This window comes from Chryseotalea sp. WA131a (assembly GCA_025370075.1).
In the GTDB taxonomy this organism is placed as follows: Bacteria; Bacteroidota; Bacteroidia; order Cytophagales; family Cyclobacteriaceae; genus ELB16-189.
The window spans coordinates 3,977,001-4,003,552 of record CP073016.1; the positions used below are offsets into that span (position 1 = coordinate 3,977,001).

The window sequence follows — 26,552 nt, forward strand, 5'->3', positions numbered from 1 at the left end:
GCTGTTGAGCAGGCGCGTGGCGAGTTTAGGAGGTGTTGTCATTTATTCTGATTTTAAACTGTTTACGGGGTTAGCGAAAGCGGCCCTTACTGACTGAAACCCAATTGTAAATAGCGCAATCAGCAAAGCTGAAGTTCCAGCCAAGGCAAATATCCACCAACTTACATTTACATGATAGGCAAATCCTTGAAGCCATTGCATCATCACATAATACCCAATTGGCGAGGCTATAATGAAAGAGATAACCACCAACTTCAAAAAATCTTTGGACAACAGCATCACAATCTGTGATACGCTTGAACCTAATACTTTGCGAATGCCTATTTCTTTGACGCGTTGCTCGGCTGTAAAGCTAGCCAATCCAAAAAGTCCCAGGCAGGCAATGACAATGGCAATCAGCGTGAAGTAGCGGATGAGTGTTAACGTAAGTTCTTCTTTTTCATAGCTCTTTTGAAAGTCCTCGTCCAAGAAAGAGTATGCGAAAGGGGAATCGCTATTTATCTTCTTCCAAGTCTTCTCAAGTAGCACAATCAAGTTAGCATAGTCAGTCGTGTTTGTATCAAGAATAAGGTAACTCATAGGTGGCGAACCGAAAATAGGAGATACTGTCAAAGCCATTGGCTTTATTTCTTGGTGCAAACTTTGAAAGTGGTAATCCTTCACTACGCCAATGATGTTCATGGTAAATTTTTTACCCTGCCATTCAAAATAGATATTTTTGCCTACACTGTTGGCTTCCGTATACCCTAACTGTTTGATGGCGGCTTCATTCAACACGACCGCAGCAGAATCATCACTTGTAAACTCTTTTGAGAATCCACGCCCGTGCAAAAGTTCTATATCCAAGGTTTCAATATAGTCGTTGCCCGCATTGCACAAGCTGATATCAACAATTTCATGGATTGATTTTCCCTCTGCATAGAAAAGCATATCATTGATGTTTTCTATACCCGGATAGCTGGATGCATGCGTGGCAGCAATAATTTGTGAATTGGTCAATAAATCTGTTTTTATTACTTCTGCGTTTTTATTGGCTTCGGCTGTTTGAATGGGGAGTACGATCTTTTGATTCTTATTAAAACCTAAATTTGTATTCGCTAAAAACCTCATTTGATCTCCAATTAAAATAGCACCGAGAATTAATACAATTGAAATAGTGAATTGAAAGACGACTAAGCCCTTTCTAATCATCACACCAGAAAACGTATTCACTAATTTTCCCTTCAGTACTGTTACTGGTTTGAAAGAAGAAAGATAGAAGGCCGGATAAAGCCCAGCCGACAAACCAGTTATAATAGTTAAACCGACCAACCAAAAATAAACGTTGGGCAATTGTATCAGCGACAATTGTTTGTTGATAAGCTGATTGAAAATGGGAATGGTAAGTTGAATTAGTAAAAACGCCAGGAGTAAGGCCAATACGCTCATGAGTATTGATTCGGTTAGGAACTGGCTTATCAACGCGTGCTTCTCAGCGCCTATTACTTTTCGTAGACCAACCTCTTTCGCCCTGCGCTCGCTTCTAGCGGTACTTAAATTCATAAAGTTGATACAGGCAATCAGCAGTAAGAAAACCGCAATCGAAAAAAATATGTAGAGATATTTTATACTGCCATTCGGAGCCACTTCAAATCCATAATCCGAATGAAGATAAATATCAGGAAGGGGCTGAATAAACAGCGATTTGCTGAACCCTGCTGCCTTAAAATCTTCTCCACCATTACGCTCTAAAAATTTAGTGAGTTTGCTTTCAAAATGCATTGGGTCTGTTCCTTGCTTCAATTTCACGTAAGTGTGAAAGACGTTATTGTTAGCCCAGTTATGCAGATTTTTAACCCAGCCACCTACATCGCTGTTATTCATAGATAGCAACATGTTGGCTGGAATATGCGACTTCTTATTCGTTCTAAATACGCCTTTTACAGTATAGTTAAAATCCCCGAAAGGAAGCGTTATTTTCAACACTTGGTCTATAGGGTTTTCATTTTCAAAGAATTTTGCGGCAATCTCCTCCGAAAGAATAATGGTGTTGGGTTCATTCAATGCGTTGATATCACCGAATTTAAGATCGTATGTAAAAACTTGCAAGAAAGTAGAGTCAACATAAAACGCGTTGATTTCAAAAAATTGTTTCTGACTCTTTTCTTCTTTGAGCAGCATTTTATCCGCTCCAGGGAATCTTAGTAAACGAGTTGATTGTTCTACTTCTGGAAAATCCTTTTTCAGGCCTTCTACCATCGGGGCGGAAACAGCTACATACTTTTCCCCTTTTACTTCTGAAGCAATGCGATAAACGCGGTCACCATCTTTATGGTGCTTATCATAGCTCATCTCATCCACCACGTAAAGCATAATGAGCACGCAAGCCGTCATGCCAATGGCCAAGCCAAAAACATTGATGAAAGAGAAACCTTTGTTGTGTAATAAATTCCGCCATCCAATTTTAAAATAGCTTTGAAACATATCGTAGTTATTTAAGTGATTCAATCTTGATTTCCGCATTGCAAACGGCCTGAGATAATTTAGAACTTGATACCAGTAATTCAGTTTTGCTTTGAAAGCAGATTTGTGCTTTAAGTATGAATAAAATTTTTCATTCAGGTCACCCTGCACTTCTTCGGCAAGGTCGCTTCGTAGAAAGCTGTTGAGCAGGCGCGTGGCGAGTTTAGGAGGTGTTGTCATTTATTCCGATTTCAAACTTTTTACTGGGTTAGCAACTGCCGCTTTTACAGCATGAATGGAAATAGTTATCAACGCAATAGCTGCAGTTGACATACCTGCCACTGCAAATATCCACCACGCCAATTCAATTCTATACGCAAAGCCTTGTAGCCATTGGTTCATAAAATAGCCTGCAATAGGTGCGGCTATTAAAAATGAAATGAAAACAAGAGCAAGTAATTCTTTTGACAACATACTGATGATTTTGGATATGGAAGCACCTAGTACTTTTCGTATACTGATTTCCTTCGTGCGCTGCTCAACCGTTAACATTACAAGACCGAGTAAGCCGAGGCAAGAAATAGCAATGCCCAATATGGCAAAGATGCTAGTGAGTTTTGTGATTACTTGCTCGGTACGATAAAGTTTGTTGTACTCTTGGTCCAGGAATTGAAAGGCAAACGGATAGTTGGGATTGATCTCTTTACAAACAGTTTGTAAACTGGCGAGTGCTTCTTTTGTTTTACCTGGCTCTATGCGCACAATTATTACACCAAAATATTCATACTCTTTTACATCAATAATTACTGGCTTGATGGGCTCGTGTAATGTATTGGTGTGGTAGTCTTTCAAAATACCAATGATATGCCCCCTCTTGTTCCATGCAGACACCCATTTTCCGATCGGGTCTTTTATTCCCATTTGCCTCACTGCTTCTTCGTTTACCATGAATGCATCGGCCGAATCAGTGGCAAATGATTTTGAGAAATCGCGCCCCTCGGCTACTTTCAAATTCATAATTTTGATAAAGTCAAAACCAACTGAAGCAGGTTTGAAACCAACGGATACATTTTTCTCCTTGCCTTCCCAATGGATGGCATCGTTACCGAAGTCTGTTTCACTTAAGCCATCGTTATCATCTACCACAAATTTCATAGCATGAGGAGCTTCGCTGCTGCGATCCACCATTGCAATTCCTGGCATTTTCATAGCTCGTTCCTTAAACAATGCATATTTCTGACTAAGGCTAAGCTCACCTTCAAGTTGAATATAGAGTAGATTATCACGGTCGTATCCCAAGTTTTTGCTTTGCGTAAATCGCATTTGATTGGAAACAACTAACGTTGCTATTAACAATACGATGGAAAGTACAAATTGAAAACAAACCAAGCCTTTTCTGAACCAGATCGATGGATTGGTAAACCGCAACGTTCCTTTCAATATCTTCACCGGCTTTAAAGAAGAAAGATAAAGAGCAGGATAGCATCCTGCCACTATACCCGTAACGAGCAAGAGACTAAATAATGCAACCCAGAACGATGGCTGGACTATGGGAGAAGCAATCTGTTTCCCCGTAAGGGCATTGAAAGAAGTAAGAAGAAGTTGCATCAGCAAGATGGACACGCCAAGGGCAATGAAGGAAAGCAAGATTGATTCGCCTAAAAACTGACCGATCAAATTGAACCGAGTAGAGCCAACCACCTTGCGCACGCCCACTTCTTTTGCACGCTTCACCGATCGCGCTGTCGCAAGATTCATGAAATTAATGCAGGCAATGATCAATATAAAAATGGCTACGCCTGTAAATATCCGAACATACACCATACGACCTGCTTCAGGTTTTCCGTTCACAAAGGTTGAGTACAAATACTTATCTCGATAAGACTGTAGGCCTATCCTCATTTTTGTAGGATTTTTATTCATGTCCAAACGCGATTGCAGAAAGCGGTTGAGTTTTGTCTCCACCTCCTCAATGTTCGCATTCTCATCTAGTTGCAAGGTGGTGAGCAGAACAGGCGAGGCCCACTCCAACTGTTTCAACTGAGAATCCCAGTTGATAAGGAAATCAAAGGTTAAAGAGCTATGGGGAGAAACATTTTCAAATACAGCATTGATAACAAAATCAATCTTATTTTCATATCGCAGTGTTTTATTAATCGCATCCTGCGGTGTTTGAAAAAAGAATTCAGCCATTTTGCGCGAGATAGAAATGCTACTGATGTCTTGCAGTGAAGCCTCCGCATCTCCGGCAATAAGTGGGTAGCTGAACAAGGCAAAGAAATCCTTTCCCGCACGCGAGCCACTAAACTTTTGGATTTTTTCGCCAACTTGAAATGTTTCTGGATGCCCCCAGGGAAGCTCGTAGCCAGTAGCATACGAGCATATTTTCTTTACCTCCGGTACCATTTGATTCAAATCTTGAGCAGTGATGCTCGCTATACTGTTTCGATCACTACCTTGAATAATCAATTCAACAGGTGTATTATAACTTCCATTGGCTTCTCCGTCAGGTGAAGCTATTTGATAAATATTGTACAAAGTATTTCCCTGTGTGTGAAAATTATCCACCGCCCGTTCATCTTCCACCCAAAGAAAAATAAACAAACAACAAGTCATACCTAAGACAAGTCCTATTATGTTGATGAAAGAAAGCCCTTTGTTCTTTAGTAAATTCCTCCACCCAATCTTAAAATAACTTTGAAACATATCGTAGTTGGTTAAGTATTGTGATCTTGATTTTCTTATCGCGAATGGCCTTAGATAATTAAGAACTTCATACCAGTAATTCAGTCTTGCTTTAAAGACAGATTTATCTTTTAAGTCTGAATGAAATTTCTCCTCTAAGTCGCCACGCACTTCTTCGGCAAGATCCCTGCGGAGGAAGCTGGCGAGCAAACGCGTGGCGAGTTTGGGGGGAGGTATGGTTTTAGTTGATTTCAAATTGTCAGAATCAGGATTTATAAGATTTTAAGATTAACTGGATTGTGATGTAATCATCCTGATCTTGGATTTTGTTTTCGGAATAATCGTTTTACCTCCAAACTTGTTGATCCAAAATTGATCAATAGGCCTTTGTCAATTTTATAAGCTTGCAAATAATTCAACCCTTGGGCAAGGTGAACATCTTCTAATTTGATAACAGCTTTTAACTCCACCATTACCTTATTTTCCACTATGAAATCAGCGCGTCTTGTTCCTACCTCAACATCTTCATAGTAAATAGGCATCTCTAGTTCTCGGGCAAACAAAAGCTTTTGTTTCTCCAGCTCTATTGCCAAGCATCGTTGGTAAATGACTTCTTGAAATCCATTACCAAGTGCACTGTGAACTTTCATAGCACATCCAATGATCTTATAGGTAAGTTCATCTTTTGTAATGTCGTCCATGGTTTTGTTTTAAATTTTTAAGCTATCCGGTAAATCCAATAATCCCATCCATCCTAATCGCGAAGCCCGGAAACTGATCCCACAGTGCCTGCTTAAACTCCTTCGCTGCAGCAAGGGTTTTTTTCCCATAAGCCGTAATCGTGTAAATCCGTTTGCGCCTACCTCCTCGTTCAGCTGTGGATTTCCCCATTTCCGACTTTAAAAAACCCTTTTCTTCCAATCGGGTAAGGGTAGAGTGCACCGCACCAATGGACACCGAGCGGCCAGTTTGCGATTCAAATTCTTCGGCAATTTTGAAGGCATAAGCCTCTTCGCCTAGAATTCCAGATAATAATAATATCACTTCTTCGAATTCGCCAAGTCTTGTTTCGATCATATGCTACTAGATTGTAGAACTAATATACGGAAGATTGCTGGATTTGTTCTACCAATTAGTAACAAATATTTCGTAGGCGTCTGTTCTCCACGTGTGCGGAGCCACAACAAAAAGTGTTACCGTAAAAAAATAGTGGGTGAATGTAAAACTGTAGTTGCCTGTTGCAGAAAAGAATTTTTACTTCCATATTTAACTCACTAACCTAAAACCATTCCTATGAGTCAACCCACTATAAAAGCATCCAGTCTGTTTTGGGCCTGATGTAATCAAAACCACGTTGGTGATACCGATTATGCTGGTGGTGGCTTTCGCGGGATTGGTCTTTTACATGAGAGGGAAAAAACCTGCTCACTAGAAATTTAAGTCTCCCGAAATTTAAATCGGCACGAATACTGAATCTGTTTCAGCAGTGTATGTTGTGCTAATAATAAATCTTCGGCATCTTCTAAACTCACCGGTTGAAATGAAATGGCATCGTTTGGCCTTTGTTGTGCCAACGTAGGCAAGTCAGCAGCCATCACTTGCGCGATGCGCGGGTAGCCGCCCGTGGTCTGATGGTCGGCCATCAAGCAAACCAATTGGCCGTTGGGCAAAAGTTGGATCGTGCCAAAATGAGCAACGGTCGATAACAATTCTTTTTTAGTTGCTTGCTTAAGGGCCGCGCCTTCTAAGCGGTAAGCCATACGGTCGCTGGTGGAGGAAATTGCGAACGATTGTTTATAAAATTGTTGCTGCGATGATTTGGTGAGCCAATCGAACTCATTTCCTTCTACGCAACGAATAACCGAATCATTCTTTTGCAAAGGAAAGCTCCACGGAAAAATGCTGGTTTCGTCAACCACAAACTCTTGCTTAAAATCCAATCGGTCGCCTTTGACAAGCGCCCTACCCAACCCTCCAACTTTTGCTTTTAGATTTGTACTGGCGCTGCCCAACCACTTTTCGATTTGAAAACCATTGCGCACCGCCAAGTAACCAAACCGACCGCATCTATTTTTTTTGAAACGCAACTCCGTACCGGATGAAACGGCAACGGGTGTATTCAAAGGAATTCGCTGGCCATGGATCGTTGCCTCAAAATCAGCACCCGTAATTGCGACAATAGCTGCTGAAAGAAATCGAAGGTGAGCAGCAGGAAAGCATATTTCCATAACTCCTTCACTCAATTCATTTCCTACCAATGCATTTGCCAATTGAGAAGAAAATTGATCCATCGGGCCGTTGGTAGTAATGCCCAGATGTTGATAGCCGAATCGTCCGCCATCTTGCAGCGTGTCCAAGATTCCTTTTTTTATAATTTCCAAACTCATAGCGAATTCAAAAATTCATTTTCATCAAAGTCTTCAAATTGCTCTTTCGAAATAGGCAGGAACGAAACAAGATCACCCGGTCGAAAAAAGACTGGGTCTTGCCTTAACGTATCAAATATTTTTACGGGTGTTCTGCCAATGATATTCCATCCTCCTGGAGAGTCGAGCGGATAAATTCCCGTTTGCTCACCGGCAATGCCCACGCTTCCAGCCATAACGTTTGTTCTCGGTTTCTCCAAACGTGGCAACACCAGGCTTGGATGAACGTTGCCCATGTAGGGAAACCCAGGAAGAAAGCCAATCATATATACCCGATACGATGCTTGTGCATGAAGTGCGATAAAATCATTCCTTTCGAGTTTCCTTTCATGACAGATTCGGTCAAGGTCAGGTGCGAAAGATGGATGATAGCAAACGGGAATGGTAAGAGACCGAGAAATTTCCGGTTGATAATTTTCTCTTTGCTGAAGAGCTTTTTCCAACTCAGTTCTAACAAATGTTGCTGTCGATGGATGCTTTTTCCGAATAACCGAAACATCATACAAAACAGTAACAGTAGTGTAGGCGGGTATTACATCTAGCCAGAGCGAGTTTCGCTTTAGTTGAAGAAAGAGCGCTTGTACTTTTTGATTAATGGCCTCGTCCATGGAATCACCAAACGAAATAGTGGTGGAATATTCGCTGGTGGTGTAAATAGAATAATTTACGCTGTCAATCATAAACTCTCTTCGCGCTGCCGAGTGGACTGAATCCCTGTATGGTTCATGACAGCACGTAGCATACCGTAGCCAAACTTTCCTCCTAACTTCGTAAACAAATCTTTGGATGTAAAACCTTCTGGCATTTCTTTCAATGCGTGAGTGATTGTGCCAACATCCTGCTCCGACATAAATTTTAAAATGCTGATGCGGTTTGCGCTCACGGCCTTAGCAAGATGGCCTTCGATGGTGCCCGGTGCCAAACCACGCTCTTTGGCAATCGTCTCGATGGTCATGCCGCTTTCTAACATAGTCAATGTTATATCGTACGTGCTGGGTTCATCTTTTTTATTTTTCTTTGCTTTTCGTCCACGCGATTCCTTTTGCTCCTTCATGAGTCTTAACCCAACTTTCGTACGGATTTCTTCGAGCAGCCGATACCTTTCTTTTTCTCGCTCTTTCGCCAAATGCGAAAAGTCAAACTCATGATTGCCTTCTAAAATGTTTTGCGTAAGGTACTGTGCTTTGTCTACCTGCTCTCGCTTTTTACCAATAAGTTGATCCAAGTCGGTGATGTCTGTTAAATACCCCTTCACCCGCTTCCGAGTTTTTACCAGCTCAATATGTTCCACCAAAAGTTTTACAATTGAATACAAAAAATGGTTGTAATACTCGCTGCCCTTTTTTAACCGACTGAGCAGTTGATCTTTGTTGTTGGATTGGAGAAGCTCCGTTAATTGCTTGCGAAACTTTTGCGTATTCTGGATCTCGGCATTCAGTGATTCATGGATTTGTTCCAAAACTGGCTTCATCGAATCTTCTTCAAAAGCTGCGGATACATCATTGGTTTTTTTGATGTACGCAATTTCTTTTATCAATGTATCAAACTCAAACGTCTTGCTAATCAACTCTTCGATAAATTGGAGTTGTTTGGTTTGCATTCTGGCTACCAGTGTTTCGGGTTGGTGATACTGTTGACTAAACGAAACTACTTGCTGGTTGGTGCTAATCACGTTGGCATCAATCCGTGTCCGTAAAATCAAGCCCTCCAACGAACGCAAACGCGAAAGTGCTACATATACTTGGCCATCGGCAAAGGCTTGCCTCACATCGATAATCGCTTTGTCAAACGTCAGTCCTTGACTTTTGTGAACGGTGATCGCCCAAGCCAATTTGATCGGGTATTGTTCAAATGTTCCCACCACCTCATCATCCAGTTCTTGTGAAGTGGGGTTTATGGTGTAACGTTTGTTCTCCCACACTTCCTTTTTAAGTGTATAAGGTTGGTGCGTTTCCGCCATGCTTACTTCAATCTCATCATCTTGAATAGATGTAACGGTAGCCAGTTTTCCATTAAAGTAGGCTTTGCCATCATTATCATTTTTGGTAAACATAATTTGCGCGCCCTCCTTCAATTCGAGTCTGGCCAATACCGGAAACATGCTCTCAGGAAAATCGCCATCCACCTCTGCAGCCAATACGTGGAGAGGGGTTTTCAATTCTTGTAACGCATTTCTATTCAATTCATCCGCTTTGTAATTGTGCGTAGTGAGGGTAATCACTTCGCGCATGTTTTGTATTTCTGCGGGTGATTTATGATATTCATTCAGCACAGCAATATCTTCGAGGGTGACTTGATTATTGCGCAAATTGTTGAGCAGACGGATGAACGCGTCATCGGTTTGGCGAAAAATCTTATCGAGTTCAATGTACACCCAATCGCTTTGGCGGAGTGCCAGCGCATCGAAAAACCACGCGCTGTTATAGTACTTCTTTAATTGCTCTTCATCTTCTTGCTTTACTACAGGTGGAAGTTGGTACAAATCACCAATCAACAATAATTGCACACCACCAAATGGCTGTCTAAAGTTGCCACGAGCAGCCTTTAGTCGATAGTCAATCGCGTCAAGCAAATCGGCACGCAACATGCTCACTTCATCAATCACCAATAAATCAATTGACCGCAGCACCTGTTTGCGTGCACTATTCAGTGGGTGCTTGCGCGCCAGCATATCAGAAGTATAATAATTGCCCGCTTGATGGATGTCGTGCGTAATGGATCGATCGGGCACAAACATCCCAAACGGAAACAAAAATTGAGAATGGATCGTAACACCACCTGCGTTGAGTGCAGCAATGCCCGTGGGGGCCACAACCACAAATGATTTGTGGGTACGCTTCGCCAAGTTTTTTAAAAAAGTAGTTTTGCCAGTGCCTGCCTTTCCTGTAAGGAAAATATGACTAGCCGTGCTGTTGATAAACTGAACAGCCGAAGCAATCATTTCAGTTTCGGGGAGGATAGACTTGGCTGTCATAAAATCGCTGTTAAAATAGAGATAATAATTGGAAGGAGGAAAAAGATAGAAACTCAATAGGATCGCCAAACTGCGAAGGATGGGAATCTCATCATTCACCAATTCAAAAGAAAATATTCCTTAGATTTGAAACACTATTTCTCCAGTATGAAACTTTTAGCATTATCTCTATTTGTCATTTGTTGTACATCACTATCGGCCCAGCAAAAAAAACTTACTATGTATAAAACATTTGGTGGTGCAGTTTACGAATTGAACGACAGTATTGCCATAAGCGTGAGGCAGGTGAAGCTTATTCTGAAAGATGTACCAGAAGCCTATCAGGAATTTAAAGCTGCGCGCGCCAAAAATAGCATAGCCGGAGGGCTTGGATTTGCGGGTGGCATATTGGTGGCATTGCCATTGGTTACAGCCTTGGCCGGTGGAGAACCGGAGTGGATTTATGCCGGAATTGGTAGTGGGCTGATTCTACTTTCCATACCGTTGCTTACTTCTTATCGCGGTCATGCATTTAATGCGATTGATCTTTATAACAAAAAACATTCAGCATCTGCCCGGTGGCAAACAAATTTTTACTTCAATGGATCGCAAGTTGGTCTGACCCTTCGGTTCTAAAATCAGTTACCTTCTTTTTTTGTATACCGAAATTGGGGAAACATTTCCGCGCTTAAGCCAGTAGATATTGAGCTTAACCGCCAATGTTCCATGCTAAAAGTTTTTTTGTCGAGGTCATTTATCAACAAGATAATAGCAATAGTTAAGCTGAAAGGCTCAATATCTTTAATTCACTAAAAGGATTGAATTCGTACTTAGAGAATGAATTTCGAACGGCTTTTTAGAAAACCCTATTTTCCGAGTGCTTTTAGCATGGTGTCACCAATTAAGGCTGGCGATTCCACCACATGGATGCCGCATTCACTCATGATTTTCATTTTCGCGGCAGCGGTATCTTCGGCACCACCAATGATAGCTCCGGCATGGCCCATTCTCCTCCCGGGAGGAGCCGTTTGACCAGCGATAAATCCAACAACCGGCTTTTTGTTTCCATTTTCCTTTATCCAGCGAGCAGCTACTGGCTCATAGCTTCCGCCAATTTCACCAATCATCACAATGGCATCGGTTTCAGGATCGTTCATCAATAATTCAACGGCATCTTTAGTAGGTGTGCCGATGATCGGGTCTCCACCAATACCAATAGCGGTGCTAATTCCCAATCCAGCTTTCACAATCTGATCGGCCGCTTCGTAGGTAAGCGTTCCTGATTTTGATACAATTCCAATTCTGCCTTTCTTAAAAACAAAGCCCGGCATAATGCCAACTTTGGCCTCGCCTGGCGTAATCACCCCCGGGCAGTTCGGGCCAACCAACGTCACCTTTTTATTTTTGATATACTGCTTGGCAATCATCATATCCTTTACGGGAATGCCCTCGGTTATGGTCACGATTACCTTAATGCCCGCATCGGCTGCTTCCATGATGCCATCTGCTGCAAAGGCAGGCGGAACAAAAATAATGGAAACATCCGCGCCTGTTTTTTCAACTGCTTCCTTCACTGTATTAAAAACCGGTCTGCCCAAATGTACTTGCCCGCCTTTTCCGGGGGTTACTCCTCCTACCACATTGGTACCGTACTCAATCATTTGGCCGGCATGGAATGAACCTTCGGAACCTGTAAAACCTTGAACAATTACGCGGGAGTTTTTGTTGACGAGTACACTCATAAATTTTTTAGTTAGCGATTACAAAAGTAGGATAATAAGGCTCAAGTGCAAAGATTAATTCAACCACTGAAACAAGTCAGGAAACCACTTTATGATGGCCTTTCCAAAAGCATAAATAGCAACTGTCAACACAGCTCCCCAACTCATGGCGCTGATGAGCATGAACAGCAAAATTTTTTCTTTGGGTTTGCCCAAACTCACTGCGATGATGGTGCCCCCAATGGGGGTAAGCAAAATAGGGGTAAGAAAAGCAACCCCGCCCAAACCATATTTTTTTATTACCCCTGCAAACTTGCGATTGCTGGAAGCAGCGTTTTCTTTTTTATTGAACCGCTTCAATACCCGTTGCCGAATCCATCCACCAAAATAGGTAAACACCACCACGCTGAGCATCATCCCGCTCACGGTGAATGCCCACGTTACCACAGGATGAAGTTGAAAAGTAAATCCTTCGGCTGGGCCTAATATAAATTTGATTGCGCTGGAGAGTAGAACCGTTAATGCCTTCGCTAACACTTGCCACATACAACTTCTCTTATCGTTTCAGTATTTTCAAAGGTATCACAATTTGTTGCCAAAGCTTAAATCACCCGCATCGCCCAAGCCTGGCACAATATAGAAATTGTGGTTCAGCTTCTCATCAACCGCAGCCGTCCATAAAGAAAAAGCTGTGGTCATGGTTTGTTGGATGTTACGGATACCTTCGGGTGAAGCGATTAGTGCAGCCAAGAAAATGTGTGAAGGCTTGCCTTGTTTCTCTAAAGCAGCCACCGACCGAATGAATGAATTTCCTGTGGCCAGCATGGGGTCAACCAAAATAACGGGGCGGCCTTCTAAACTAGGCGTAGCAAGGTATTCTAAGTTCACGGTTACTTCATCGCCACCTTCCTTTCGGTATGCGCCAATAAAGCCACTATCTGCTTTATCAAAATAATTTAAAAAACCTTGAAAGTAAGGAAGCCCTGCCCGAAGCACGGTAATGATCACAGGATGTTGTGCAATGGTAGGAATTTGCAATGACTTTAGTGGAGTTTCAATAGATTGCTTTTCATATTCTAATTTCTTGGAGATTTCATAGGCCATAATTTCTCCCAAGCGGGTCAGGTTATTGCGAAATCGCATTCGGTCTTGCTGGATTTGCGTATCGCGAAGCTCCAATAAAAACTGATTGGCTATTGAATTTTGGTTGTTTAGTACAAATACTTCCATTAAAAAAACTTTGGCATTGTAAATATAGTATGGGTTCTTTGTGCCCACGCTATTTGACACTAAAAAATTATGGCCAAGAAAAAGTCAACAACTTTCGATTCAGCTCTTTTAAAAAAACTATGCGAAATACAATCTGCCTCAGGGCATGAAAAGGCTTTGAAAGATTTTTTGCTTCACTACATCAACAAAGAAAAAAAGAAATGGAAAAATAATGTAGAGATAATAGAGGGCGAACACCTGCAAGATTGCTTTCTCCTAAAGTTTGGAAAACCGCGCACCGCCATTTTTGCCCATATGGATAGCATTGGGTTTTCGGTTCGATATTCCAATCAATTGGTTTCCATCGGCAGCCCCGATGCAGAAACAGGAACATTGCTTGTGGGAAAAGATAGTTTGGGCGAGATAGAATGCAGCCTTGAACTCGACCACGAACACCACGCGTTTTACAAATTTGGTCGGCCCATCGAGCGCGGCACACCGCTTACCTATAAAATTGACTTTCGCGAAAGCAACAATTTTGTTGAAACGCCTTACTTGGATAATCGCTTGGGGATTTACAATGCGCTGAAAGTTGCCGAAACATTGAAAGATGGCGTGATTGCCTTCAGTTGTTGGGAAGAGCATGGCGGAGGTTCAGTTGGTTATCTGGCCGAGTTAATGTACAAGAAGTGGAAGATTCGTCAAGCCCTAATTTCGGATATTACGTGGGTGACCGATGGGGTACAGCACGGCAAGGGGGTAGCCATCTCCATGCGCGACCGAAATATTCCGCGAAGAAGCTTTGTTGAAAAAATTATTAGTGTCGCTAAGAAAAATAAAATTGAATATCAATTAGAGGTAGAGGGCTTGGGCTCAAGCGATGGTGGCGAATTGCAACGCAGTCATTTGCCATTTGATTGGTGTTTTGTTGGTGCCCCCGAAGCCAATGCGCACACTCCGCACGAGAAAGTTCACAAAAGTGATATTGAAAGTATGATAGCGCTATATCAAGTTTTGATGAAGGAACTTTAACTAGTCAAAACTTTGATTAAAATAAAACTCTTGTTCAAGAAGAGAGGAAGCGATTTTTCCATGAAACGTTCCAATCGAATTGAACTTATTGTCTTTCAATTCATAACCAAATGCTTCTTGGGTTTCTGGGTCTATCACCCAATATTCTGATACGCCAAAACGCTCATATAATTCCATCTTTTCACCCAGGTCATAGCTTCTGCTTCCTTTCGACAAAATTTCAATAATAATGTCAGGCACTCCATGAATATGTCCCTTCACAATGGAGGCGTTCTTTTTCAGCACCACCAACACATCCGGTTGAACGACATTGCTAGTCTCGTCTAAATATACATCGCAGGGGGCTGCAAATAGATAGCCTATCTTATTCTTTCGGATGTAATGACCCATTTCAATAGACAAATTCATTGAAATCAGTTGATGCTTACTCAAGGGTGCTGGACTCCTATAAATCGCTCCTTTTATCAATTCTGCCAATGTACCCTCTGGAAGCATCTTGTATACTTCCATGATTGTTCGGGGTGGGCGCTCGATTACTTGCATAATCAAATTTAAGGAAAAAATAATTTAGATGTCCATTCAAATCTCTTAAGTTTGGTGACAAACTATTTTTACCCATGTCAACCCGTAGAGAATTTCTTAAAACCACCACTGCCGCTACACTGGGCGCCACCTTGCTTCCACATTTTGGTCAAGCAGAAAATACAGATGGTAAAATCAGATTAGGGTTTATCGGGGTAGGCCTTCGCGGCCAAAATCATTTAGAACTGGCGCTTTCGCGAAACGATGTAGAGGTGGTAGCTATTTGCGACATTCAACAGCGCATGATTGACATGAGCCTTGGTCTTTTCGCCTCAGCTGGCAAACCAAAGCCGCAAGTATTTTCAGATAGCGCGCAAGCCTACAAGAAATTACTAGAGAGAAAAGATATTGACGCGGTTGTTATTTCCACTCCGTGGGAATGGCACACCGCAATGTGCCTAGATGCCATGAATGCGAAGAAGTACGTTGGCTGTGAAGTAATTACAGGGATGACGGTAGATGAATGTTGGAAACTGATAGAAACATCCGAAAAAACAGGCATGCCCTTGATGATGTTGGAAAATGTTTGCTACAGACGCGATGTGATGGCGGTGCTGAACATGGTGCGGCAAAATATTTTTGGCGAGTTGGTTCATCTGCAAGGTGGCTACCAACACGATTTGCGCGAAGTAAAATTCAACGATGGCATTCATCCCTACGGTGGAGGTGCAGAATTTGGCGCGAAAGGTTTTTCAGAAGCGCAATGGCGCACGCAACATTCTGTTGATAGAAATGGCGACCTCTACCCTACCCACGGCATTGGCCCGTTGGCAATGATGACCAACATCAATCGCGGCAATCGATTTACACATCTGGTAAGTTATGCAACCAAGGCAAGAGGATTGCACAATCATATCGTGAAGGTGGGCGGAGAAAATCATCCAAACACAAAAGTGAATTTTAAGTTGGGTGATATTGTAACGACCATGATCCGTACCGCTAATGACGAAACTATTTTACTGCAACACGATACCAACCTACCACGGCCCTATTCACTAGGATTTCGGGTGCAAGGAACCAACGGCATCTGGATGGATGTGAACAAATCGATTTACGTAGAAGGAAAAAGTGCCAAACCTCACCAGTGGGAAGAAGCCAAAAGTTGGCTGGAAAAATACGACCATCCCTTGTGGAAAAAATATGGCAATGATGCGGCCGGTGCTGGCCACGGTGGCATGGATTGGTTTGTGCTCAATGCGTTTATCGAGTCAGTGAAAAGAAAAACGGCACCTCCGCAAGATGTGTACGATGCCGTAACGTGGAGTGCCATCACGCCACTCTCCGAAGAATCCATCAAAAAAGGTGGTGCCAATTTAGAATTTCCTGATTTCACTAAGGGAAAATGGCAAACACGAAAAAATACTTTTGCGTTGGACGATAGTTACTAAGATACTTTTCCAAAAATACCAAACAAACGTCTTTGCAATCCCGCTCCAAGCGAAGTAATCTACTGTGGGTTGGTATGCACGAAGTTGTGATAACATTTCTGAGGTGTGTTCCAAACCAAATTTCACACGGTTGCAATTATTTTATCAAAACAAAAATTTGAGATATAATTCAGCACGATTGGTTTGCTTTCACTTTCGCGGGTTATCTTTGCAGCCCGTTGAAGAAAAATGAAAATAAAAGATCTCGAGTTTAAAAAATTAATTGCCGCTGCTAAAGTAGAAGAGCGCGTTGCTGAATTGGCTACCCAAATCAACACCGATTACAAAGACAAAAATCCAATTTTGTTGCCCATCCTCAATGGCTCGTTCATGTTTGCTTCCGATTTGATGAAGGAATTGAAAATAACGTGCCGCGTTTCATTTGTGAAAATTTCTTCTTACTCGGGCACTACTACCACCGGTCAATTGAAAACATTGATTGGGCATGACGAAAGTTTGTTCAACCAAGATATTTTGATTGTGGAAGATGTGGTGGACACAGGCCTTACGCTTTCAAAAATCATGGAAGAACTTCGCGACCTGGGAACAAAATCGGTGGAAGCCATTGCCCTGTTGCGCAAAGCACCTGCCCGGGAAAAAAACATCGATGTAAAGTACGTGGGCTTCGATTTAGAAAATGATTTTGTGCTAGGGTACGGGATGGACTACGATGGACTGGGAAGAAACCGCAAAGATATTTATAAGTCGATAGGTGAAGACAAGTAGAAGTAATCGGTATTTGAACACTTACTGAATACCGAATACTGTTTTACCAATTCGACCAATCTAGTCAAATCTCCCGTTGGCTATTGACCATTTGATTATTACCTTGCGCATCTTTTACCTAACCAAAAAGCGTCTATGATTAATCTGGTACTCTTTGGCCCACCGGGGGCTGGCAAAGGCACACAAAGCGAAAAGCTTATTCAAAAATATGGGTTTGTCCACATTTCTACGGGCGATTTGTTTCGGTGGCACACCAAAAACGATACGGCCCTGGGCAAACGCGTAAAAGAAATTATGAATAGCGGTGCCTTGGTGCCGGATGAAATCACCATCGCCATGCTGAAAGAAGAGTTGGACAAAAACCCCAACGCGAAAGGATTTCTGTTTGATGGCTTTCCGCGCACCGTGCCACAAGCCGAAGCGTTGGATAAATTCATGAAAGACAACGGCACGGCCATTCACTTCATCATTGCCTTGGACGTAACCGAAGCAGAAGTGCGTACCCGCATTGCCAAACGCAGAACCACCGAAAACAGAGTGGATGACGAAGAAGAAAAATTGAACAAACGCATTACCGAATATTTTACCAAAACCATTCACGTGCTTCCGTTTTATGAAAAGCAAGGAAGACTGGATACTGTGCACGGCATTGGCGAGGTAAATACAATTTTTGAAAACATCTGTATTGTCTTGGATAAATAAATGTGAGGTTTTAAATGTTAGATGTGAGATTTAAGATGTTAGATTTAATCCCACACCTGATACAATCTTCAATCTTGCAATGTTAGATGTGAGATTTAAGATGTTAGATTTAATCCCAGATACAAATCTTACATCATAAATCTTAAATCTTAACTCTTACATCATAAATCTTAAATCTTAAATCTTCAATCTTCAATCTTACATCATAAATCTTAAATCCTAAATTCCCGTGTCTTCCGTCAACTTTATCGACTACGTAAAATTCAATGGCAAGTCTGGGCATGGCGGAGCGGGCTGCAGGCATTTTCACAAAGAAAAATTTATTGACAAGGGTGGCCCTGACGGTGGCGATGGCGGACGCGGTGGTCATATTATTTTAAAAGGCAACGCCCAACTGTGGACGTTGCTTCACTTAAAATACCGCAAGCACGTAAAGGCTGAAAACGGTCATGCGGGCGAAGGCCAAGACAGAACGGGCGCCTTTGGAAAAGATGAAATTTTGGAAGTGCCCATCGGCACGGTTGCACGCCATGCCGAAACCGGAGAGGTGATGTGCGAAATCAATACGGATGGCGAAGAGATTATTTTGCTGCCCGGAGGCAGAGGCGGAAAGGGCAATGCTTTTTTCGCGACCCCTACACAACAAGCACCGCAGCATGCACAGCCCGGTGAGCCCGGAAAAGACGAGTGGGTTATTCTCGAATTAAAATTATTGGCCGATGTAGGTTTGGTTGGTTTCCCCAATGCGGGCAAGTCAACTTTGCTCTCGGTGGTGTCGGCAGCAAAACCAAAAATTGCCGACTATGCGTTCACTACGCTAACACCAAATTTAGGTGTGGTGGCTTACCGCGATAACCAATCGTTTGTGATGGCCGACATACCCGGTATTATTGAAGGCGCTGCAGAAGGAAAGGGATTGGGCATCCGTTTTTTAAAACACATCGAGCGCAACTCGCTGTTGCTGTTTATGGTGCCAGCCGATGCCAAGGACATCAAACAAGAGTTTGAAATTCTACTGAACGAGTTAAGAAAATATAATCCTGAGTTGTTGGATAAAAAACGACTATTGGCCATCACCAAATCAGATTTGTTGGATGACGAACTGAAGCAAGCCATCAAAAAAGAAGTGCCCAAAGGAATTGCGTCCGTTTTTATTTCTTCCCTTACTAATTCCGGAATTGCAGAGTTGAAGGATTTGATTTGGAAGAATTTGAAGTAGAATTAAGTTTGTGCTTGTTGCTTAAATGCCATTCTCTACCCTTCAAATCAGTGAAATTTCGCGGACTAATTTGATGGCTTTTCACAAATTCATAGTTGTGCAACAGCCACTTTTGTTGTGTGCTGGCCCCGTCCTCCGTTACTCATTGTGTCACCTTAACAGCCAAGTAAGTATAATAAGTCTTTGGATTGTTGTCACTCCAATAAATCAGATATTTGTCGTTAAGGAAAACAATTTCAAGGTTTGCATTCTTCTTTGCATCCTTTTTTGTCCCAAGAATTATTTCGCAAGCTCCTTTGTCGTAAGTGAATGATTTATATGATTTAAATTTCTTATTGAAAACACTCTTGAATGAAAAAGTCCCATCGTCTTTAAAGTCCCACGTCCCAAGAGTCTGTTTTGAATTCTTAGTTAATTCCTTCAAGCTATCAACGTTTGTCTTTTTCCCCATCATCGAAGTTATATAGTTCCATTTACCCGTTAGTTTGTCAACGTGGCAATCAGTTTGTCCGATGGTCAATTTGGGTAACAGAATAAGAAGTAAGTAAAATAGTCTTTTCATCATTGGTTTATTTTTCAGCGGCTTGCACACAACATTTGTGTTTGCGCAGTGGTGCGGTTTCGAAACCTCGTCCTGTCTCTGACGCAAAGCGTTTAACGAAGATACAAACTTAGAGCAACACATCACCCCACCATTGCGCAAACACTTTGTGCTTGTTGCACAACTAACTTTTCAGCCTAAATACCATTCTCTATTTTCAAATAAGTGAAATTTCGCGGACTAATTTGATTGCTTTTCACAAATTCATAGTTGTGCAACAGCCACTGCTGTTAGCTGCTGCCCTTCTTGTCTGTCGTGGGTTTCGCTGGCTTTGGTGCGATTCAATCCCCTAAAATAGTTTCAAAATTTTCTTCGGTGATAATGCTTCTGAAAAAGTTATAGTTTTCGGTAACATTGTAGTTCGTTTGCTTTCATTTGATGCTATTTCAATTTCTTTTTATCCTTTGCAGGTGGCAAAAAGTTCTCGCCAGTTACCACACTTTTGCCTGTTCTTGATTCTAATTCTTTTCGGGCATTTTTGGCTACTGCTCCGCCTTTTTTACTGGCTATAGCATTTTCATTGAATCCTTTTGCTTTTTCGGTTTCGGCTATTTGCCTTGTAGAAAGTTCAGCCAAGGCTGTAAAGATGAGTTCGGCTTCACTCATATGGTCTCTAAGGTTTTGAGATTTCAAACCCTTTAAGTCTTTGTGTTTTTTCACGATTAATCCAGTCCATTCCTGGTGAATAATATTGGTTAATGCCGCAAACTCATCTCCTTTTTTTACGCCACTTTCTTGCCAATAGTCGGTTAGCTTGTTTCGGGTTTCCTGCCCTGTCATTCGCTGTTGAATCCATTTTTCGCTCCTGCCCAATTTTTGCCAGTTTTCTCTGGCTCTGTCTATGCTTTGGCTGGGGTCGTTTATTTCTTGCAATCTTTCGTAGCCAACTTTTGCAAGCCATTGCTTAAAAGGTTCTGCCTTGGGTGATGGAATGGATTGGATAAGCCGAAAAATATCTTCTACATTGCCTACATCTGTTTTGTAAAATTTACCATCATCTGATTGAAGTTTCAGTTGGTTACAATTTGTAACCGACTCGTTTCCTTCCTTTTTTAGTCTGTTTTTCAACACCTTCCAATAGTTTCGGGCTCTATCTACGGTTGGCTGCTCAGTTAAAATACCAACAATATCTACAATGCTGAAATACCACATTTCCTTATCAGCATCGTATTGACTGCGAACCTTCTTATTTTCAAATAATTTTATACTACTCATAGAGGTTATCATTTATGCGTTCTCAATGATTTTTATTTCATTTTCCGTCAAGTCGTAAAGTTGGTAAACCAATGGGTCTATTTGGTTTTCAAGTATAGCCAAATCAAAGTTAGGGTTATTAGCTTTTTGGGATTGAATCTCTTTAACTAGTAAGGCAATTGATTTAAATATTTGCTCAGGTGATGTCCTAATCGGAAAATCTTTAAAATGTTGTAGCTTGACTTTTGGAAATAAATCATCAAATTCTGAATACTTATTTCTAAAATAGAATGCTAATAACTTGGAGTTGATTATTCCCAAAACACCAGCAGGATTAATTACATCATTTTCAAATCGAGCAATAAAAACTGATTGGTCAGTAATGAACTTTGAGTCAATAAATGCAGCAATTAATTTATCCCCTGGGATTTGCCTTAATAGAATTCTATTACCTTCAAAATACTTAGGTTCTCTTGGTTCTGCTAGCCATTTACCATAACTAATAAATGAATCATTTTTCCAATCAATTGTGTAAGGCTTAATATTCTTACCACGTAGATATGGAACAAACGTATTATCTTTTTTTTCTTTTGATTGATAGGGGTCTTGAGCAATAAGCTCTTTTGTGTGTCCAACCCTTTTATGATAAACACCTACCCCACGAGCAATGCTCGTAAAACTTTGTAATCTATTTGCACTGTCTTCCATTTTTCTTAAAAGAACTTGTGCTTTGCTATTTAAAAAGATATTTATACTGTTGTTCTGATTCAGAAGAAAATCTGTTTGTTTATATTGGTTAACTAGTTCAAAACCATTTACAGAGTAGGTCTTAATTTTAGTATCAACTTCCTGTTTTGATTTATTTCCGCTCAATATAATTGTATCTACAACTGCTTCTTCAAATACAATACTCGGCATATTGCATATTTCTATCAGATTCATATTTTCGATAAAATATTTCCGAACTTCAGAGAGAAATAAATTATTTAGCCAAGCATTAGGAGTAATGTATGTCATATATCCATTTTCATTCATAAGATTTATTGCTTTCTCAATGAATAAAATGTAGGTGTCTATTTGGTATCTAGACGTTTTGTAATTTTCCAACGCATATGACTTGAAGGAGCTTTCAAATTTTTCTCCTTTGCTATTTACATAAGGCGGATTACCAATCACCACATCAAAGCCCACAAAATCGCCATCATCATTCAGCACTTCGGGAAATTCAAAACGCCATTCAAAAGCGTTTTCAAAAATCTTGTTGGCTTTTATTTCTTCAATTTCAGCTTCCACTATTTTAGTTTCTTCTGTCAGTTGCGTTACTTTCTTGTTCCAATCGGCTTTTTCCTTTTTGCTCATTTCAAAAAGTTGCCCTTGATTGGTCATTTGATACAAGTCGGCTGAAAGTTTGCGTAGCTTCTTAACTTTTGGGTCGTTCAAGGAAATTTCACTTCTAAAATCCGATTTTATATCGGCAATCAGTCGTTCCATTTCTCTTTTTTGTTCCTTGCTTTCAGCGTTTCGGTAAGTGTCCACAGCTATTCGGTAGCTGTCAATTGTCCACTTGCTTTTTTTCAAGGCTTGTTTCAAGTCTGCATCAATCGCAAAACGGCTCACTAAAGAGTTTCCGCATTTGATGTTGATGTCAATATTCGGAAGCGTTTCAAGTTCTGTGCTGTTTTTGCCTGCCTGCCGGCTAGGCAGGTAATAAGCATTTTTTAGAAGTTCAATCCATAAGCGCAAACGGCAAATTTTTACCGAGTTGGAATTGATGTCAACACCAAAAAGGCAATTTTCAATAATGGTTTGCTTTTCGTGGAAAAGCGTTTCCTGTATGCGTTGGCTTTCTTTGTTGCTTGGGTTATATTCAAAAAGTTCGCCTTCTTCGTCCGTCACAATCAATTCATCATTTACCACTTCCACCTGATATTCTTTCAGGCGTTTTCCGTCTCGGTCTTGCAGAATTTTCAAGTCGTTTTTAACGGCAATCATTTCATTGAGTGCCGAAACTAAAAAGTGTCCTGAACCAACGGCAGGGTCACAAATTTTGATGCTGTTTACAATCTTGTTGGCTTCTTTTCGGTCTTCAATTTTGTCGTAAAGTTCTTCAATGTTGTTGCAGTTCCATTTTTTGGTTTCGTTAAATTTTTGGACAACTGCTTTACGAATGGTTTCACGACACATATACATGGTGATGAAACCCGGAGTGAAAAACGAACCGTCTTTGTAGCCATTTATTTTCTCGAAAATCAATCCGAGAACCGAAGCATTAATCAGGGTTTTGTTGTCTTCCTGAATTTCTTCTCCGCCTTCTGCTCCAAAGTCGTAAGCATCTAAAAACTCAAATAAATATTGAAGTGTGGTAATGTTGCCCGACCGTTTTTTGCCTTGCTGGTCTTTCAGCACAGTTTGCGAAAAAATCGGAATGGTTTTATCGTCTTTCAGATTACTGATAAACAACGTAACCTGCTCAATGTCTGTCGGCTCGAAAAGCGATGAATTGAGATAAGGAACTTTCTCGAAAATCTTTTTTACATCTTCGTTTCGCTCGTCATACTTGCGTGCCAACACCTGAAAAAACAAACTGTTCAGGTCGTCATAATTCTTGATTTTGTCAAGGTTGAGAAACGAATACGACCCGCCTGCCTGACGGGCAGGTTTGTCGCCTTTCCCGAAGTCTCGGGACGAGTTGTGATAAGTAATGAGTTGGGCTTCCAACAACTTCAAGAATAAAATGCGGTTTATCCAAGTAATCGAAAGTTCAAGAGCAACATTAAAAAGTCTTTCCTGTTGTGTGTTGCCAAACTGATTTGGCTTCTCCAATCTGCTTAGTTTATCCAAGCTGTCAAGTTGAATGATTGCATCTTCAAGAATAGTTCCTGTGTGGCGTTCACCTGCTTTGTTACGTTCAATCAGTTTTTTGCTTCCTTCTTTTGTTTCGGTCAGTCCGATGATGTGCAACAACTCGCTGTAAAAGCGTTTGTCAAGGCTGTTGCTGTCGTTGGTGAACGGAAGTTTTAAAAGATGCTCTGGCGAAAGCAATTTGAATAAAGCAATCAGCGAATTGTCGCCTACCTGCCGGTCAGGCAGGTCTGCTTTGCCGGTATTGCGTAACGGTTTTTGAAAGTCCTGAATGTTGAAGTAAGTAAATTCAATTTCAGAAGTGATGCTGTCAATAAACGGCTCGGCAACTTGTTTGTAGAAAAAATCGGTTTTGGTGTCTGCCAAACGTCCCGCTTCAAAGTCGTTGAATTGCCTTACAAGATTTTTGTTTTGTGCAAAAAGTCTGTCGAATAGGGTAGCGTCAAAAATGAACCATTCGTTAATGTTGGTCGCAACTAAATGTTTTACTTCAAGATTTTTGTGTGTAATTCTCTCTCGTAAGTAATACAAAACCAATTCCTGAAACGCTTTAGCATTCAGTTTTTTGGTTGTAATCATTTCGGATTTGTTGGTCGGCTTTTTAGCTTCGAGAATTACGCCAACTGTCGAGTTTGCATTTTGTCCGTTGTGAATAACAAGGTCGTTTCGACCTTTGGTATTTATAAAATGGTTCGGGTCGTAATAGGTTTTCTTTAAAAAGTCAATGACAAGGTTTTTATGAAACTCTTCGCTTTCTGTGTCATTTGTCCTGTCGAGTAAAGTAATGAGATTGGTCTTGAAACCTTCAATTTCAGTCCTGTTCGGTTTTACTTTTAAAAAGGCTTTGTTCAGTGCCTTTCTTGGTTTCAATTCTTTTAAAATCATCTACAATTATATTTTCTATTTCAGTCGGTTAAGATAAGTTTTAATGTTGAAATGATGTCAGAGCGTTGGCAAAAAAAAGGCTCTTTTGGTTTTGCGAAGGGTCGGCTTGTGTGTCGGGCAAAACCAAATGTGCCATTTTGTGCGGTTGGCTTTTCGGGTCGTTTTTCTGTCGGTTTGATGTTGCTCTGTCGGTCGTCATAGGGTTGCAGCTAACGATTTGTGCTTATGTCAGTAGCGGGATTTTGAAACTGCGCCCAGTTCCACAAGCAGAACGAAATTATGAAAACAAAACGTAAAAGCAACACATCACCCCGCTATTGCATAAGCACAGTGTGCTTGTTGCACAACTAATTTTTCAATTTAAATGTCATGATCTACCCTTCAAATCCGTGAAATTTCGCAGACTAATTTGATGGCTATTCAGAAATTCATAGTTATACAACAGCCACACTGTATTTGCGTCAAGTGGGGTTGACCTGTAATCCAACGTTTTCGTATCTTTACTCCGTTCGGTGTCGGGGATGGGGCACGGCTTCGGAAGCGCACTACTGAAGAAACACAAACGTTAGTCAGAATTTTAAAAATATCTTATGCAACAAAATGTTTTAATTGAAGCGCGAGACGGTTTTAAACTTTCGGCAACCATCCGAAGACCATTAACTGAGATAAAGGGAGTTATTCAAATGAATTGTGGAACGGGTATTCCTCAAAAAGTATATTCTAATCTAGCAATTTATCTCACACAATATGGATATGTTACTGTAACCTACGACTATCGTGGAATAGGTAATTCAAAACCTAAAAATTTAAAGGGATTTGAAGCAAAAATTGAAGATTGGGGTATTTTAGATATGACAAGCATATTTGATTGGATAATTAGTGAATTTCCTAACGAAAAAAAAATCATTATTGGTCATAGTATGGGTGGGCAGCTTGTTGGGCTCATGGACAATTATCAAAAGATTGATAAACTTGTATTAATTGCTTCCTCTACAGGCTACTGGAAGGATATGAGCAGCCCTTACAAATGGCTTATGCCACCGTTATGGTTTTTATTTGTTCCGCTTACTACATTTATTTATGGCTACGCAAATGCAAAAAAAATTCGTCAGGGAGAAAATTTACCAAAAGGAGTTGCAATACAATGGCGAAATTGGTGCATCAATCCAAATTACTTTGACGAGCATTTCCAAAAATCGAATACAAGTTTATTCTTTGACAAATTGAGAATTCCACTAAAGTCCATTCAAATCAAAGACGACCCAATTGCAAATGAAATAACATCTAACAAAATATTGAAATACTACAAAATCGCAAACATTGAAATTGAAAAAATAAGTCCCGAACAACTTGGCGTGAAAAAAATTGGGCACACAGGCTTTTTTTCAAGACAATTCAAAGATACACTCTGGAAAAACTTAAAGACAGATATTGAAAAGAAAAACTACGCCTAACACGGTGTTGGCAGTGGTTTTTCGCTCCGCCATTTAGCTTTTCTTGAATTTTGTTAATAGTCCTACTTCCAACCAATACAATAATAAAAAAGGTATTCCTGGAATAAAGAATAGAAATAAAATTTCAAAGCCCTTCGGAATGTTCATTTGAGTAATGTAAATTACAATTGCTGATGCAAGTCCAACTAAACTAAATACTATCGTTAAGATCGGACTCCAGATTTTGATATGTCGTAAGGTGTATAATTGTATTGAAAGCCATATTATTAATGAGAACTGAATGGTGCGGGGGTGCGGCACTTATGGATAAGCTTTGGTCTTGCGGGTGGAATTGCGCGGGCTTTGCCATGTGTACCGCTTGGGTCGGCCTCACTTTCGGGTTAGATATGTCCAAATCTGCTCAAATTCGGGGATTGGTCGGGGAAATTGAAG

General features: G+C 40.9%; 21 protein-coding genes. 7 read left to right on the forward strand and 14 right to left on the reverse strand.

Annotation, left to right across the window (positions count from 1 at the left end):
* Positions 1-42 precede the first annotated feature (42 nt).
* The 7 genes from KA713_18220 to KA713_18250 all read right to left on the reverse strand — a co-directional run bounded on the left by KA713_18220 (position 43) and on the right by KA713_18250 (position 10,626).
* The gene (locus KA713_18220) at positions 43-2,463 is read right to left on the reverse strand and encodes an ABC transporter permease (GenBank protein UXE69185.1); all 2,421 of its coding nucleotides are present in this window, start codon (positions 2,461-2,463) and stop codon (positions 43-45) included.
* A 219-nt stretch (positions 2,464-2,682) separates the two neighbouring features.
* The gene (locus KA713_18225; protein ID UXE69186.1) at positions 2,683-5,148 is read right to left on the reverse strand and encodes an ABC transporter permease; all 2,466 of its coding nucleotides are present in this window, start codon (positions 5,146-5,148) and stop codon (positions 2,683-2,685) included.
* Between the two features lie 287 nt (positions 5,149-5,435).
* Positions 5,436-5,828, reverse strand: coding sequence for a GxxExxY protein (locus KA713_18230; protein UXE66365.1), 393 nt, complete (start codon positions 5,826-5,828; stop codon positions 5,436-5,438).
* 22 nt (positions 5,829-5,850) lie between these two features.
* Positions 5,851-6,204 carry a PadR family transcriptional regulator gene (locus KA713_18235; protein ID UXE66366.1) on the reverse strand — a complete coding sequence of 118 codons (354 nt, stop codon included), beginning with the start codon at positions 6,202-6,204 and terminating at the stop codon, positions 5,851-5,853.
* 359 nt (positions 6,205-6,563) lie between these two features.
* Complete coding sequence (locus tag KA713_18240; GenBank protein UXE66367.1) at positions 6,564-7,514, reverse strand: biotin-dependent carboxyltransferase family protein; 951 nt, start codon at positions 7,512-7,514, stop codon at positions 6,564-6,566.
* On the reverse strand, positions 7,511-8,233 hold the full coding sequence (pxpB, locus tag KA713_18245; GenBank protein UXE66368.1) for a 5-oxoprolinase subunit PxpB: 723 nt from the start codon (positions 8,231-8,233) through the stop codon (positions 7,511-7,513). The genes KA713_18240 and pxpB overlap by 4 nt, the downstream gene beginning before the upstream one ends.
* Positions 8,230-10,626 carry a helix-turn-helix domain-containing protein gene (locus KA713_18250; protein UXE66369.1) on the reverse strand — a complete coding sequence of 799 codons (2,397 nt, stop codon included), beginning with the start codon at positions 10,624-10,626 and terminating at the stop codon, positions 8,230-8,232. The genes pxpB and KA713_18250 overlap by 4 nt, the downstream gene beginning before the upstream one ends.
* 120 nt (positions 10,627-10,746) lie before the next feature.
* Between KA713_18250 and KA713_18255 the strand changes: the two genes are divergently transcribed.
* Positions 10,747-11,142 carry a hypothetical protein gene (locus tag KA713_18255; protein ID UXE66370.1) on the forward strand — a complete coding sequence of 132 codons (396 nt, stop codon included), beginning with the start codon at positions 10,747-10,749 and terminating at the stop codon, positions 11,140-11,142.
* Between the two features lie 230 nt (positions 11,143-11,372).
* Here the strand turns inward: KA713_18255 and sucD are convergent, their stop codons facing one another.
* From sucD to upp, 3 genes are read right to left on the reverse strand one after another with little or no spacing between them, the layout of a single operon-like run.
* The gene (gene sucD / locus KA713_18260; protein ID UXE66371.1) at positions 11,373-12,248 is read right to left on the reverse strand and encodes a succinate--CoA ligase subunit alpha; all 876 of its coding nucleotides are present in this window, start codon (positions 12,246-12,248) and stop codon (positions 11,373-11,375) included.
* 54 nt (positions 12,249-12,302) lie between these two features.
* Positions 12,303-12,773, reverse strand: a complete 471-nt coding sequence (locus tag KA713_18265; protein ID UXE66372.1) for a hypothetical protein — start codon at positions 12,771-12,773, stop codon at positions 12,303-12,305.
* 36 nt (positions 12,774-12,809) lie between these two features.
* Complete coding sequence (upp, locus tag KA713_18270; GenBank protein UXE66373.1) at positions 12,810-13,457, reverse strand: uracil phosphoribosyltransferase; 648 nt, start codon at positions 13,455-13,457, stop codon at positions 12,810-12,812.
* A gap of 69 nt (positions 13,458-13,526) precedes the next feature.
* On the opposite strand from upp, the gene KA713_18275 reads away from it, so the two are divergent.
* A complete protein-coding gene (locus KA713_18275) occupies positions 13,527-14,468 on the forward strand; it encodes a M20/M25/M40 family metallo-hydrolase (GenBank protein ID UXE66374.1) in 942 nt (313 codons plus the stop codon).
* On the opposite strand, the gene KA713_18280 is transcribed toward KA713_18275, so the two are convergent.
* Positions 14,469-15,011 (reverse strand): Uma2 family endonuclease, encoded by a 543-nt coding sequence (locus KA713_18280; protein ID UXE66375.1) that lies wholly within the window; start codon positions 15,009-15,011, stop codon positions 14,469-14,471.
* A gap of 74 nt (positions 15,012-15,085) precedes the next feature.
* Between KA713_18280 and KA713_18285 the strand changes: the two genes are divergently transcribed.
* The 4 genes from KA713_18285 to obgE all read left to right on the forward strand — a co-directional run bounded on the left by KA713_18285 (position 15,086) and on the right by obgE (position 19,124).
* On the forward strand, positions 15,086-16,438 hold the full coding sequence (locus KA713_18285; GenBank protein UXE66376.1) for a Gfo/Idh/MocA family oxidoreductase: 1,353 nt from the start codon (positions 15,086-15,088) through the stop codon (positions 16,436-16,438).
* Positions 16,439-16,666: 228 nt separating this feature from the next.
* Complete coding sequence (gene hpt, locus KA713_18290; GenBank protein ID UXE66377.1) at positions 16,667-17,203, forward strand: hypoxanthine phosphoribosyltransferase; 537 nt, start codon at positions 16,667-16,669, stop codon at positions 17,201-17,203.
* Between the two features lie 135 nt (positions 17,204-17,338).
* Positions 17,339-17,905, forward strand: coding sequence for an adenylate kinase (locus KA713_18295; protein UXE66378.1), 567 nt, complete (start codon positions 17,339-17,341; stop codon positions 17,903-17,905).
* Positions 17,906-18,134: 229 nt separating this feature from the next.
* Complete coding sequence (gene obgE / locus KA713_18300) at positions 18,135-19,124, forward strand: GTPase ObgE (protein ID UXE66379.1); 990 nt, start codon at positions 18,135-18,137, stop codon at positions 19,122-19,124.
* Positions 19,125-19,266: 142 nt separating this feature from the next.
* Here obgE and KA713_18305 read toward each other — a convergent pair whose 3' ends face one another.
* From KA713_18305 to KA713_18315, 3 genes are all read right to left on the reverse strand, one after another.
* Positions 19,267-19,689: a hypothetical protein gene (locus KA713_18305; protein ID UXE66380.1), complete on the reverse strand. Its 423-nt coding sequence runs from the start codon at positions 19,687-19,689 to the stop codon at positions 19,267-19,269.
* A gap of 417 nt (positions 19,690-20,106) precedes the next feature.
* Complete coding sequence (locus tag KA713_18310; GenBank protein ID UXE66381.1) at positions 20,107-20,940, reverse strand: Bro-N domain-containing protein; 834 nt, start codon at positions 20,938-20,940, stop codon at positions 20,107-20,109.
* A 12-nt stretch (positions 20,941-20,952) separates the two neighbouring features.
* Positions 20,953-24,666 carry an Eco57I restriction-modification methylase domain-containing protein gene (locus tag KA713_18315; GenBank protein ID UXE66382.1) on the reverse strand — a complete coding sequence of 1,238 codons (3,714 nt, stop codon included), beginning with the start codon at positions 24,664-24,666 and terminating at the stop codon, positions 20,953-20,955.
* A 590-nt stretch (positions 24,667-25,256) separates the two neighbouring features.
* On the opposite strand from KA713_18315, the gene KA713_18320 reads away from it, so the two are divergent.
* Positions 25,257-26,120, forward strand: coding sequence for an alpha/beta fold hydrolase (locus KA713_18320; protein UXE66383.1), 864 nt, complete (start codon positions 25,257-25,259; stop codon positions 26,118-26,120).
* The last annotated feature ends 432 nt before the right edge of the window (positions 26,121-26,552 follow it).